Consider the following 11994-nt stretch of genomic DNA (forward strand, 5'->3'; position numbering starts at 1 on the left):
GCGCGCGCCATGCACATCGTCTTCTTCGGCGATCAGCACCTCGACTCGCTCGGCGGGGCACAGGTGTCGATGCGGTTGCAGCGCGAGTTCCTCGAGCGCGCGGGCCACACCGTGACGGTGGTCGCTCCGAGGATGCACGGACCGCGCGCATCCGGTCTCGACGACCCGTCGAACGTCGATCTGCCGTCCCTGCCGATCACCCTCGACCGCGAGTACTCGATGAGCTGGCCCGGACGAGCGACCGATCGCGTCGTCGACCGTGCGATGACGCACCGCCCACCCGTCGATCTCGTGCACGTGCAGGCCGACTTCTGGGGTGCGTTCATAGGCCATCGATACGCCGCGCGGCACGGGATCCCCGTGGTGCACACCATGCACAACCGGGTCGACGTCGGCATCGCCGCGGTGACGCCGCTGCATCGGCCGGTGCTGTCGGTTCTCAACGTCTGGCGTCGGTCCGCGCTCCGTGTGCTCGGCGAGCCGGCGCGCGGCAGCGACGGCTGGGCCTTCCTGCGCGGCATCGCGAGCGGAGCCTCGGCGGTGACCGCGCCCTCGACGCACTTCGCCCGGCGCCTCGAGGAGAACGGCGTCTTCAGCCCGGTCGATGTCGTCTGGAACGGCATCGACGATGACCTGCGCGAGCAGACCCTCGCCGCGGCCCCCGCCGAGCGTGCTCCGGGTCGCCCCCGGTTCGTATGGCTCGGCCGCATGAGCCCTGAGAAGCGGCTGCTGCCCTTCCTCGAGGCGTTCGTCGAATCCGGAGTCGATGCCGACCTCGAGATCATCGGCGGCGGGGCCCAACGCGCGGCCGCCGAGAAGATCGTCGCGGGGATGCCGAACGTGCGCTTCGCCGGCACGCTCACCTACCCGCAGACGCTGGCTCGCATCGCTGCGGCCGATGCTCTGGTGCAGACGTCCATCGGATTCGAGACCCAGGGCATGACGCCCTTCGAAGCCGCGACACTCGGGACCCCGTCGGTGATCAGCGACCCCGACATCGCCGCCGAACTGGGCGGTGGCCTCTGGGCCGTTCCCGGAGCGGCGGGGACGGAAGACCAGCGTCGAGCGGGCCTGGTCGAGACGCTGCGGCGCGCGGCAGCCGACATCGCCGCAGGCACCGCGCCGGCGCCGATGCGCGAGGTGTCGGAGGCTTTCCGGCAGTCGTCGCGCACGGCCGCGATGATCGAGGTCTACGAGCGGGTGCTCGCGGGCTGACCGGGCGCGTGTCCCGCGCCTGTAGCCGCGGCTCGTCTCAGCTGAAGTACGTCGCCATGCACGAGAGCCATCCGCCGACGGCGCCGACCATGATGCTCAGCGCGAGGCCGATCGCGACGGCGGCGAGCAGGGGGGACGCCCTGCGGCGCAGTGCAGCGATGCCCAGCGCCAGGCCGGCGATCGCGACGGCGAGGGCGACGAGGTTCACGAGGACCGAGAGGATGTCGGTGACGTAGCCGACGGCCATGTACAGGACCGGGGTCACGAGGCGCAGGGCCAGACTGAATCCGACCGCGACCGCACTGGCGACCAACGCGGTGCGCCCGAGGTCGGCGGAGCGGGGCGCGGGAGCGGCAGCGGCAGGGGCGGGCGCGTCGAACGGGTTCTGGCCCGCAGCGTAGGGCTGGCCGGGATGCGTGTACGGCTGGCCGGGCTGCGCGTGCGGCTGGCCGGGCTGCGCGTGCGGTTGGCCGGTCTGGGTGTAGGGCTGGCCGGGCTGTGCGTGCGGCTGGCCGGGCTGTGCGTGCGGCTGGCCGGGCTGTGCGTATGGCTGGCCGGGCTGCCGGTGCGGATCGCTCATGCGGCTCTCTACGGGCTCAGAACGGCAGGGCGTAGAACAGGTTCGAGACCCACGAGATCAGGATGCCGGCGAGCTGGGCGGCCGTGATGCCGATGGCGATGCCGGGGAGGATCTTCGATCCCGGCTTCTTCGCGGCCACGATGCCCAGCAGGAGTCCCGCCAATGCGACGAGGAAGACCAGTCCGTTGCCGACGGTTCCGAAGGCGCCGATCACGACCGGGTCGTAGGACCATCGGAAGATCAGCGGGTACGAGACGGTCGTCACCAGGCCGAGGCCGAGCGACACGACGGCGAGGATGAACGCGAGGCGCCCGGGCTTGGTGGCCGGGGCGGCAGGCGACGCATCCGGGTACGGCGACGCATTCGGGTACGGCGACGCATTCTGGTACTGCGGGGAGCTCGGATACGGCTGGGCGGCCGGGTACGGCTGGCCGGCCGGATACTGCGGAGGCGCCGCGTCGCGAGAGGGTGCCGGGTACTGCGGAGGCGCCGCGTCGTGAGGGGGTGCCGGGTACTGCGGAGGCGCCGCGTCGTGAGGGGGTGCCGCGTGCTGCGGCGGTGGACTTCCGTACGGCTGCGCGGGGGGCTGCTGCGGCTCGCTCATGCAGTCGAGCGTAGCCGTGCCCGGCGCGGTGCGGGAGACGGCTCGACGGAGTCCGCCGTGACGGTCGACTCAGCGGTAGACGTGTCCTGCTTCGGCGCCGTCGATCGCGTCGCGGTCGGCGACTCGTGACCAGTCGGTGGGTACAGGGCGGTAGCCGTCTCGGCGGAGTTCGACGACGGTGGCGACCAGCGCCCACGCGACGAGGGCGAGGAGTGCGAGGAGAATGAACATGGCAGAAAGGCTATGTTCGCTCTTGATCCGCCACGAGTGGCAGAATAGACTGCGAGCGTACGAAAACTGCCATCGTCGGGAGAAGCCATGATGAAGACCGTCGCCTGCGTCGTTCAGGACGGATTCGCGCCGTTCGAGTTCGGGCTCGCCTGCGAGGCGTTCGGTCTCGACCGCTCGAACGACGGCGTGCCGAACTTCGATTTCCGCGTCATCGCTCCGCATCCGGGGGTCGTGGCCTCGAAGCTCGGCTTCTCGATCAATGTCGAGCACGATCTCTCGTTCGCCTATGAGGCCGACCTCGTCATCTTCTGTCCCGTGCCGCGGGAATACTGGTCGCGGATCGACCCTCTGCTGCTCGAGCTCGCGCGAGACGCGGTGGCGCGCGGCGCCTGGGTGCTGACGATTTGCAGTGCGTCGTTCATCCTCGGCGCGGCGGGCGTGCTCGACGGGCGCCGGGCGACGACCCACTGGATGTACTCCGACATCATGGCCGAGATGTACCCGCAAATCGACATCGACCCCGATGTGCTGTTCGTGCAGGACGAGCGCATCATCACGAGCGCCGGCACCGCCGCCGGTATCGATGCGTGCCTGCACCTGCTGCGCCAGGAGCTGGGCGCCGAGCTCACGAACCGCATCGCGCGCCGCATGGTGGTGCCGCCGCAGCGCGACGGCGGCCAGGCGCAGTTCATCGATCGGCCGATCCCGGTGGTCCCCAGTGATTCGCTCGCCGCCGTTGCCGACTGGGCGGTCGAGCACCTCCGCGACGACTTGGGCGTCGATCAGCTGGCAGCGCGAGCGCTGATGTCGCCGCGCACGTTCGCCCGTCGTTTCAAGGCCGAGTACGGGGCGACTCCGGCCGCCTGGCTCGCGCGACAGCGCGTGCTGCACGCCCAGCGGCTGTTGGAGCGCAGCGACCTCGCGCTCGACCAGATCGCCGACGAGTGCGGTTTCGGTTCCGCCGCGGTGCTGCGGCAGAACTTCGCCAGGGTGCTCGGAACGACCCCGACCGCCTATCGCGCGCGTTTCTCGTGCGTCGACGATGCGGAGACCAGCGCGGCCTGAGCGCATGCCCCGGTGGCCGTCGCGGTCGCTGTCGCCGTCGCGGTCAGTGGTCCCAGTGGCCGGGGCTCGGGAGCGCTCGATAGTCCATGTCGACGGCCGCAGGGGTGACGGATGCCGTGCAGTACAGCAGCGACTGCGTGGGGTAGCCGTGCGGACGGTTGTCGCGGATGATCGCCCGGTCGTCTTCGGGGTCGAGTCGTGCCGACGCGCCGAGCAGCGTGGTCCACTCGGCCGGCCAGTCGAGGCTGTCGGCGGCCGGGCCCAGGGCGCGGAACTCGGGCAGCCAGGCCGCGATGCGAGGGGTCTCGAGGTCATCGAGATCGTCGTGGGCGATCATGTGGATGCCGTCGCTGATCGCCGTCTCGCGCAGGTCGGCCCCATCCCAGCTCAGTACACGCGACCCCTCGGGGCGCACCTCGAGCAGATTGAAGCCGTGCATCGGCAGCGGTGCGACCGGTGCGCGGCCCATCACCGATTCCAGGGCGAGCGAGCCGCGCGACACAGCGACATCGGCGGCCAGATCGACGACGTCGGCGCGGTTGAGCAGCACGGCGAGTCGTCGCTCGGCCGGGTTCACCGCGAGCCAGGCGCCGCCCGCCCGCCGGTCGCGGATGCCCGAGACACCGGGGTAGGCATCGGGCCACCACTCGCCGAGAGCATCCCATTCCCGCTGCGGGTCCTCATCGCGCACGGCGAGGAGCCGCGCGGTATCGGGTCGGGCCACATCGATCACCACAGTGCACACGGGGTCAAGTCTAGGAGCGGGTGAGAGCGTGCAGACGGTCCTCGGGCAGGCGCCAACCCGCCGGTGCGGATGCTGGGGCAGAATCGAACCGTGAACATCGTCGTCGGGGTTACGGGTGGCATCGCCGCATACAAGACAGTGCACCTGGTGCGTCTGCTGACCAAGGCGGGTCACGATGTGACCGTCGTGCCGACCGAAGACGCGCTGCGTTTCGTCGGCACGCCGACGTGGGAGGCGCTCAGTCGGCATCCGGTCACGACGAGCGTGCATGACGATGTCGCCCGCGTGCGCCACGTCGCGCTCGGACAGAACGCCGATCTGGTGATCGTCGCCCCGGCCACGGCCAACACGATCGCCAAGATCACGGCGGGCATCGCCGACGATCTGCTCGGTACGACCTTGCTCGCGACCGAGGCTCCCGTGCTGCTCGCGCCCGCCATGCACGCCGAGATGTGGCGCAATGCCGCCACCCAGGCGAACATCGCGACGCTTCGCGCGCGCGGAGTCCACCTGGTGGGTCCGGCCGACGGCGAGCTCGCCGGGGGAGACAGCGGACCGGGACGCATGGTCGAGCCCGAGGAGATCGTCGAGGCCGCTCTCGCGCTCATCGCCCCGCAGGATCTGGTCGGGGTGCGCCTCGCGATCTCGGCCGGCGGCACCCGGGAGCCCATCGACCCGGTGCGGTTCCTCGGCAACCGATCGAGCGGTCGGCAGGGCATCGCGCTCGCCGCCGATGCCGCTGCGCGCGGAGGCCTCGTGACGCTCGTCGCGGCGAACATCTCGGGTGACGTCCTGGCCGAGTCGCGGCATCCGTCGATCCGGGTGATCGCGGTCGGCACCGCAGCCGAGCTCGCCACGGCGATGACGGACGCGGCGACCACGGCCGACATCGTGATCATGGCCGCCGCGGTCGCGGACTACCGGCCGGCATCCGTGTCGGACCAGAAGCTCACGAAGGAGCAGGGCGTGCTCACTCACCTGGAGCTGGTCGAGAACGACGACGTGGTGGCGGCCCTCGCGGCGGCACGGGTCGCGGGCGCGGCGCCGGAGGGGCAGACGATCGTCGCCTTCGCCGCCGAGACCTCGGAATCGGCCGACGAGCGCCGGGATCGCGCCCGTCGCAAGCGGGGGCGCAAGGGCGTCGACCTGCTCGCCGTCAACCTCGCGAACGCCGAGCAGGGCTTCGAGCGCCACGACAACACGGTCGAGATCGTCGGCGACGGCGGCGAGGTCGTGGCATCCGCGGCGGGGCCGAAGCGCGAGGTCGCTCGAGTGATCCTGGATACTGTCCGCTCGGTGCGCTAAACTTGAGTCACGTCCACTCAAGTTTTCGGATGACGACCACAGGAAGTGACCAGAAGGAGTCTCCCAGGAGGAAGCATGCCAGGCCCACAGAGCGCGCAGAACGACGACCAGCAGTCCGCCCTCGAGCAGTTCGGAATCAATCTCACCGATCGCGCCCGCCAGGGAAAGCTCGACCCGGTGATCGGGCGAGACAGTGAGATCCGGCGAGTCAGCCAGGTGCTCACCCGCCGCACCAAGAACAACCCGGTGCTCATCGGCGAGCCGGGCGTCGGCAAGACGGCCGTCGTCGAGGGCCTCGCCCAGCGCATCGTCGCGGGCGACGTGGCCGAGTCGCTCAAGGACAAGCAGCTGGTGTCGCTCGACATCTCCGCGCTCGTCGCCGGCGCGATGTACCGGGGGCAGTTCGAAGAGCGGCTGAAGAGCGTGCTCAAGGAGATCACCGAGTCCGAGGGTCGCATCATCACCTTCATCGACGAGCTGCACGTGCTCATGGGTGCGGGTGGCGGCGAGGGCTCGGTGGCCGCGTCGAACATGCTGAAGCCCATGCTCGCCCGGGGTGAGCTGCGTCTGATCGGCGCCACGACGCTCAACGAGTACCGCGAGTTCATCGAGAAGGATGCGGCGCTCGAGCGACGCTTCCAGCAGGTCTATGTCGGAGAGCCGACGGTCGAAGACACGATCGCGATCCTCCGCGGACTCAAGGGCCGGTACGAGGCGCACCACGGTGTGACGATCTCCGACAGTGCGCTGGTCGCCTCGGCGGCCCTCTCGAACCGCTATCTGCCGGCACGGCAGCTGCCCGACAAGGCGATCGACCTGATCGACGAGTCGATGTCGCGGCTCAAGATGGAGATCGACTCGTCTCCCGTCGAGATCGACCAGCTCAAGCGCCAGGTCGACCGCATGAAGCTCGAAGAGCTGGCTCTCAAGCGCGAGAAGGATGCCGCGTCGAAGGAGCGCCTCGTCGCCCTGCGCGAGCAGCTCGTCGGCATGGAGAAGGAGCTCGCCGAGCTCGAAGCCCGCTGGGCGCGCGAGCGACAGGGGCTCAACCGGGTCGGCGACCTCAAGAAGCAGCTCGATGAGGCGGTCACGCAGCGAGACCTCGCGATGCGCGAAGCCGACTACACGCGTGCCTCGAAGCTCGAGTACGAGACCATCAAGCGCCTCGAGCGCGACATCGCCGAGGCCGAGCAGGCCGAGGCGACCGCGTCGTCGGAGCCGCGCATGGTGAACGAACAGGTCACCGATGAGGACATCGCCGCCGTGATCGCAGCGTGGACCGGCATCCCGGTCGGCCGCCTGCTGCAGGGCGAGAGCGAGAAGCTGCTGAACCTCGAGTCCGAACTCGGGCGCCGCCTGATCGGGCAGAAGGATGCGGTCAAGGCCGTGTCCGACGCGGTCCGCCGCTCCCGCGCGGGCATCAGCGACCCCGGTCGCCCGACCGGATCGTTCCTGTTCCTCGGACCGACCGGTGTCGGCAAGACCGAGCTCGCGAAGGCGCTCGCGCAGTTCCTCTTCGACGACGAGCACGCCATGGTGCGCATCGACATGTCGGAGTACGGCGAGAAGCACTCGGTCTCGCGGCTCGTCGGCGCCCCTCCCGGATACGTCGGCTACGAGCAGGGCGGTCAGCTGACCGAGGCCGTTCGTCGCCGTCCGTACAGCGTGATCCTGCTCGACGAGGTCGAGAAGGCGCACCCCGAGGTCTTCGACGTGCTGCTGCAGGTGCTCGATGACGGCCGTCTGACCGACGGTCAGGGGCGCACGGTCGACTTCTCGAACGTCATCCTGATCCTCACCTCCAACCTCGGCTCGCCGATCCTCATCGACCCGACGCTGTCGCCCGATGCGAAGCGCGAACAGGTGATGGCGCTCGTGCACCAGGCCTTCCGCCCGGAGTTCCTGAACAGGCTCGACGACATCGTGATGTTCTCGGCGCTCAGCCAGGACGACCTGGCGCAGATCGTCGAGCTCTCGATCGACCAGCTGCACGACAGGCTGCGGGATCGCCGGCTCACCCTCGCCGTCACCCCGGACGCGCGGTCGTGGCTGGCCGAGCGGGGGTACGACCCGATGTTCGGAGCCCGCCCGCTGCGCCGCCTGATCCAGTCCGAGGTGCAGAACAAGCTGGCCACCGCGCTGCTCTCGGGCGGCGTGCACGACGGCGACACCGTGCGCGTCGACGTGGCGGTCGACGGCACGGGCCTCGTGCTCACCTCGACCGCTCCGGAGCCGGACGTCGACCAGGATCCGGACGACGACGTGATCGAGGCCGAGCTGCTCGACGACTAGAGCCGAGTGCGCGACCGCGCCGCGGCCGCGGAGTGGTGAGTGCGTGTCAGCCGCCTGTCGGTCGACGGATGCCCTTCAGTGCGTCGGTCTCGAGCTCCTGTCCGAGGATCGAATGCCGTCGCGAGTAGGCGAAGTAGATCACCATGCCGATCGCGAGCCAGATCCCGAATCGCAGCCAGGTCTCGGTGCTGAGGTTCAGCATCAGCCAGAAGCAGGCGAGAGCCGAGATCCAGGGCAGCCACGGCGAGAGCGGCACCGTGAAGGGGCGCTCGAGGTCGGGGCGGCTCTTACGCAGGATCGGCACGCCGATGCTGACGAGCACGAAGGCCGACAGGGTGCCGATGTTGATCATGTCGCCGAGCACCTGCACGTCGGTGAAGCCGGCGATGAGCGCGATGACCACGCCGACGATGAGCTGGATGCGGATCGGCGTGCCGCGCTTGGCGTCGGTGACGCTGAGTGAGCGCGGCAGCAGGCCGTCGCGGCTCATCGCGAAGATCACGCGGGCGAGACCCATGAGCAGCACCATCACGACGGTCGTGAGGCCCACGAGGCTGCCGATCGCGATGATCTGCGCAGCCCAGGTCGCGCCGACCAGCTCGAACGCGCTGGCGAGCGACGGCTCCTCGAGCTTCGCCAGCTCGGTGTACGACACCATTCCGGTGATCACGATCGCGACCAGCACGTAGAGCACGGTGACGATGACGAGGCCGAGGATGATGCCGCGCGGCACCGTGCGTTTCGGGTCCTTGGTCTCCTCGGCGCTGGTGGCGACCACGTCGAAGCCGATGAAGGCGAAGAACACCAGGGCGGCACCGCTGAGGATGCCGAAGACGCCGTACATCGTCGGCTCGGAGCCGGTCATGAACGAGAAGAGCGACTGCGTCCATGCGCTCTCGGTCGCGGCGCCCGACTGCGCCGGGGGCACGAAGGGCGTGTAGTTGGCGCCGTTGACGAAGAAGAAGCCGGCGACGATGACGAACAGCACGATCGCGACCTTGATCACGGTGAACACGCTGTTGACGCGGCTCGACAGCTGCGTACCCAGGGCGAGCAGCACCGTGAAGATCGCGACGATGACCACGGGGCCCCAGTCGAACGAGAGCGGGCCGAGCTGCAGCGTCATCGGGATCTCGAGGTCGAACAGCGACACCGCGTCGCCCAGGTACACGCCCCAGTACTTCGCGATCACGGCCGACGCCATGAGCATCTCGAGGATCAGGTCCCAGCCGATGATCCAGGCGAGGAACTCGCCCAGGGTCGAGTACGTGAACGTGTAGGCGGAGCCCGCGACGGGGATCGATGACGCGAACTCGGCGTAGCAGAGGATGGCGAGGCCGCACACCGCCGCCGCGATGATGAACGAGATGATCACGGCGGGACCGGAGTGGCGGGCGGAGGCCTCGGCGCCCACCGAGAAGATGCCGGCTCCGACAGCCACGGCGACGCCCATCACCGCCAGGTCCCAGACGCCGAGGGAGCGCTTCAGCGAGCGTTTCTCGTCGTGCGTCTCGGCCATCGACTGCTCGACCGATTTGATCCTTCGCTGAATCGCCATGCGGACGAGTCTAGATCTGCGGGCACCGCGCACGAAGGGCGCCACCCGTATATCGGGTGACGCCCTTCGTGGTGGGGCTGCCGGTGCGGCCGGCCCTCAGGCGCTGAGGATGACCGTCTCGTCGATCGGGCGACGCACGCGCGGTGCGGTCTCTCCCTGCTGCAGGCCCTCGGGAAGACCGGCGGCGTCGCCGTACTCGCCGACGGCGATCACGGTGATGGCCGAGAAGCGCGGCGACAGGTCGGCGAACTCGCGGACGACCTCCGGGTCGAAGCCGCTCATCTGGTGCACGAGGAGGCCCTCGTGGTGCGCCTGCACCGAGAAGTGCGCCACGGCCTGGCCGAGGTCGTACACCGCGTGGCTGATGGCCTTGCCCTCTTCGGACTCGGTCTCGGCGATCGCGACGATGAGCGCCGAGGCCTTCGACGCCCAGAGCTGGTTGAACTCGACGAGGGAGCTGACCACCTGGTCGAACAGCGCGGTGCCGCGGCGAGCGACGATGAAGCGCCACGGCTGCAGGTTGTATGCCGACGGCGACCAGCGCGCGGCCTCGAGGGCGGCGTTCAGCTTGGCGTCGTCGATCGTGTTCTCGGCGTCATAGGCCCGCGGGCTCCAGCGCCCGGCGAGGACGTCGAGGACGGGGTGCTCGGTGGGGGCGGTGCGGTCGACGACGGGAGTGCTCATGGAAATGCCTTTCGAGAAGGAGAGGGATCGGACTCCTTCGTCCGGGCTACATCGAGTGTAAACAGGTACATGCGGGCACATATTCCCGATCTTCCGGAATGTATCCACATGGCGACGAAAAGACCTTATGAGGGTGCGTAGAGTTCCCGAATGCGAACAGAAGACACATGTCGCCGGGAGTCGACCGTGAGGGATCCGGTGGTGCCGGGACTCTCGTGGGAGTACGCGAGCGCGGTGCTCGGGGTCCTCGACGATCGTCCGCGAGCCGACGCCGAGCAGCATCTGCTCGAGTGTCTGAAGATGCTCGTGCTGAGTGATGTCTGCCTGCTGGTGGTCGAGACCTCGCGAGAGCTCGAGACGGTGCGGGATGCGCTCGCCGCGCGGCCGACGGAGTACGCAGGACTGCGAGACGCGATCGCTCGGGGTGGCGGAGGTGGATGCCGATGCAGGTGCACAGGCGGAGCCGGCTGCGGCGTGTCGGGAGGCTCGGGTGACAGCGAGCACCTGGATGTGCGGGGTGTCGCAGGTGTCGAGCCGATCCGATGTGCGGCGGCATACGTGCAGACCTTCGGCCCGTTCACCCCGCGCACCGTGCGGCTCTGGCCCGATGCTCAGGCGGTGATGGGCGAGGTGGGAGCCGGTCTCTCGGGACTCAACGATGCCGCGGCCGGCTGGTGCGACGAGCACGCGTCGTTGTCGCCCTCGCCGTGGCGGCGATGGGGCGAGGTCTCGCGCCTCTCCGAGCTCTGACGTGGTGGGGTCAGTCGGGGAGGATGCGCGTCGCGGCTCCCGCGAGCGCGCGACGCACGGCGCGGATCGATGGTGCCGCCGCCGACACCTGCCGGGCCGACGAGAAGATCTCGCGGCGGGGGGCAGCGGGCAGCGCGGTGATGTCGACCGACGGGGTGTCTCCCGCCCAGACGAGTTCGGGAAGCAGTCCGACGGCGAGCCCGGCATGGATGAGTCGCACGTGCGCGGTGAGGTCGGCGATCTCGAACCGCACGTCGGGTTCGAAGCCTGCGGTGCGGCAGAGCTGCTCGGCCCACGCGCGCGATGCCGTGCCTGCGGGTTCGAGCACCCACGGCTGCTCGCGGGTCTCCCACAGTGCCGCGGCAGGATCGGCCTCGGGGGCCGAGGCGGGGGTGCGCGCGAGGGTGATGGCGTCGTGCGCGAGGACCACACGATCGAGGTCGGCATGGATCGGCCGCGTGTGGCCCGGGTACTGCTCGGCGAGGATCAGGTCGTAATCGCGGCTCGAGACGCCGACGAGCCCTGTCTCGGGGTCGCACTCGGTCACCTCGACACGGAGGGCCGGATGCTCGTGACGCAGCGCGTCGAGCGTCTGGGGGAGCAGCGAGTGCGCGGCCGACTGGAAGACCGCGACGTGCACGGTGCCGGTGACCTCGGTGAGCGACTCGGCCACAGCGACCTCGGCCTGCTCGAGCTGATCGAGGATGCCGATGGCCTCGGCGACGAGCACGGTGCCCTGCGGAGTGAACTGCACGCCTCGGCCGACTCTGCGCAGCAGCGGCACGCCCACCTCGCGCTCGAGCGCGCTGAGCTGCTGCGACACCGAGGCCTTGCTGTACGAGAGCGCGTCGGCGACCGCCGAGAGGGTGCCGCGGCGGGAGAGCTCCACGAGCAGTCTGAGTCGATTGACGTCGAGCATTCGCCGCTGTCTCCTGCCGTCGGAAGGTTAAGTAGAACCGAACAGA

At 69.5% G+C, this 11994-nt stretch carries 12 protein-coding genes; 5 read left to right on the forward strand and 7 right to left on the reverse strand.

The features are described from left to right. The first annotated feature begins 9 nt into the window (after positions 1-9). The gene (locus tag IXW21_RS01085; RefSeq protein WP_194762401.1) at positions 10-1215 is read left to right on the forward strand and encodes a glycosyltransferase; all 1206 of its coding nucleotides are present in this window, start codon (positions 10-12) and stop codon (positions 1213-1215) included. Positions 1216-1252: 37 nt separating this feature from the next. Here IXW21_RS01085 and IXW21_RS01090 read toward each other — a convergent pair whose 3' ends face one another. From IXW21_RS01090 to IXW21_RS01100, 3 genes are all read right to left on the reverse strand, one after another. After that, complete coding sequence (locus IXW21_RS01090; protein WP_194762593.1) at positions 1253-1795, reverse strand: hypothetical protein; 543 nt, start codon at positions 1793-1795, stop codon at positions 1253-1255. 16 nt (positions 1796-1811) lie between these two features. Then, the gene (locus IXW21_RS01095; RefSeq protein ID WP_194762402.1) at positions 1812-2399 is read right to left on the reverse strand and encodes a hypothetical protein; all 588 of its coding nucleotides are present in this window, start codon (positions 2397-2399) and stop codon (positions 1812-1814) included. Between the two features lie 69 nt (positions 2400-2468). Beyond that, on the reverse strand, positions 2469-2630 hold the full coding sequence (locus IXW21_RS01100; RefSeq protein WP_194762403.1) for a hypothetical protein: 162 nt from the start codon (positions 2628-2630) through the stop codon (positions 2469-2471). A 90-nt stretch (positions 2631-2720) separates the two neighbouring features. Between IXW21_RS01100 and IXW21_RS01105 the strand changes: the two genes are divergently transcribed. Next, complete coding sequence (locus IXW21_RS01105; RefSeq protein ID WP_194762404.1) at positions 2721-3695, forward strand: GlxA family transcriptional regulator; 975 nt, start codon at positions 2721-2723, stop codon at positions 3693-3695. Positions 3696-3738: 43 nt separating this feature from the next. Here IXW21_RS01105 and IXW21_RS01110 read toward each other — a convergent pair whose 3' ends face one another. Continuing rightward, positions 3739-4440 carry an NRDE family protein gene (locus tag IXW21_RS01110; protein ID WP_194762405.1) on the reverse strand — a complete coding sequence of 234 codons (702 nt, stop codon included), beginning with the start codon at positions 4438-4440 and terminating at the stop codon, positions 3739-3741. Positions 4441-4530: 90 nt separating this feature from the next. Between IXW21_RS01110 and coaBC the strand changes: the two genes are divergently transcribed. Next, positions 4531-5745 carry a bifunctional phosphopantothenoylcysteine decarboxylase/phosphopantothenate--cysteine ligase CoaBC gene (gene coaBC, locus IXW21_RS01115; protein WP_194762406.1) on the forward strand — a complete coding sequence of 405 codons (1215 nt, stop codon included), beginning with the start codon at positions 4531-4533 and terminating at the stop codon, positions 5743-5745. 75 nt (positions 5746-5820) lie between these two features. After that, positions 5821-8037, forward strand: a complete 2217-nt coding sequence (locus IXW21_RS01120) for an ATP-dependent Clp protease ATP-binding subunit (RefSeq protein ID WP_194762407.1) — start codon at positions 5821-5823, stop codon at positions 8035-8037. 46 nt (positions 8038-8083) lie between these two features. On the opposite strand, the gene IXW21_RS01125 is transcribed toward IXW21_RS01120, so the two are convergent. After that, positions 8084-9595, reverse strand: a complete 1512-nt coding sequence (locus IXW21_RS01125; protein WP_194762408.1) for an amino acid permease — start codon at positions 9593-9595, stop codon at positions 8084-8086. A 96-nt stretch (positions 9596-9691) separates the two neighbouring features. Continuing rightward, entirely contained in the window at positions 9692-10279 is a 588-nt protein-coding gene (locus IXW21_RS01130; RefSeq protein WP_194762409.1) for a nitroreductase family protein, read from the reverse strand. 201 nt (positions 10280-10480) lie between these two features. Between IXW21_RS01130 and IXW21_RS01135 the strand changes: the two genes are divergently transcribed. Then, positions 10481-11029, forward strand: a complete 549-nt coding sequence (locus IXW21_RS01135; RefSeq protein WP_194762410.1) for a hypothetical protein — start codon at positions 10481-10483, stop codon at positions 11027-11029. A 10-nt stretch (positions 11030-11039) separates the two neighbouring features. Here the strand turns inward: IXW21_RS01135 and IXW21_RS01140 are convergent, their stop codons facing one another. Continuing rightward, entirely contained in the window at positions 11040-11948 is a 909-nt protein-coding gene (locus IXW21_RS01140) for a LysR family transcriptional regulator (protein WP_194762411.1), read from the reverse strand. Between the last annotated feature and the right edge of the window lie 46 nt (positions 11949-11994).

The sequence above is a fragment of the Microbacterium sp. UFMG61 genome (genome assembly GCF_015354505.1).
Classification (GTDB): Bacteria; Actinomycetota; Actinomycetes; order Actinomycetales; family Microbacteriaceae; genus Microbacterium.

What these genes read in the sequence shown, in the direction of transcription:
- IXW21_RS01085 (WP_194762401.1), top strand. Translation starts at nt 10, where the DNA reads ATGCACATCGTCTTCTTCGGCGATCAGCACCTCGACTCGCTCGGCGGG.
- IXW21_RS01090 (WP_194762593.1), bottom strand. Translation starts at nt 1,795, where the DNA reads ATGAGCGATCCGCACCGGCAGCCCGGCCAGCCATACGCACAGCCCGGC.
- IXW21_RS01095 (WP_194762402.1), bottom strand. Translation starts at nt 2,399, where the DNA reads ATGAGCGAGCCGCAGCAGCCCCCCGCGCAGCCGTACGGAAGTCCACCG.
- IXW21_RS01100 (WP_194762403.1), bottom strand. Translation starts at nt 2,630, where the DNA reads ATGTTCATTCTCCTCGCACTCCTCGCCCTCGTCGCGTGGGCGCTGGTC.
- IXW21_RS01105 (WP_194762404.1), top strand. Translation starts at nt 2,721, where the DNA reads ATGAAGACCGTCGCCTGCGTCGTTCAGGACGGATTCGCGCCGTTCGAG.
- IXW21_RS01120 (WP_194762407.1), top strand. Translation starts at nt 5,821, where the DNA reads ATGCCAGGCCCACAGAGCGCGCAGAACGACGACCAGCAGTCCGCCCTC.
- IXW21_RS01125 (WP_194762408.1), bottom strand. Translation starts at nt 9,595, where the DNA reads ATGGCGATTCAGCGAAGGATCAAATCGGTCGAGCAGTCGATGGCCGAG.
- IXW21_RS01130 (WP_194762409.1), bottom strand. Translation starts at nt 10,279, where the DNA reads ATGAGCACTCCCGTCGTCGACCGCACCGCCCCCACCGAGCACCCCGTC.
- IXW21_RS01140 (WP_194762411.1), bottom strand. Translation starts at nt 11,948, where the DNA reads ATGCTCGACGTCAATCGACTCAGACTGCTCGTGGAGCTCTCCCGCCGC.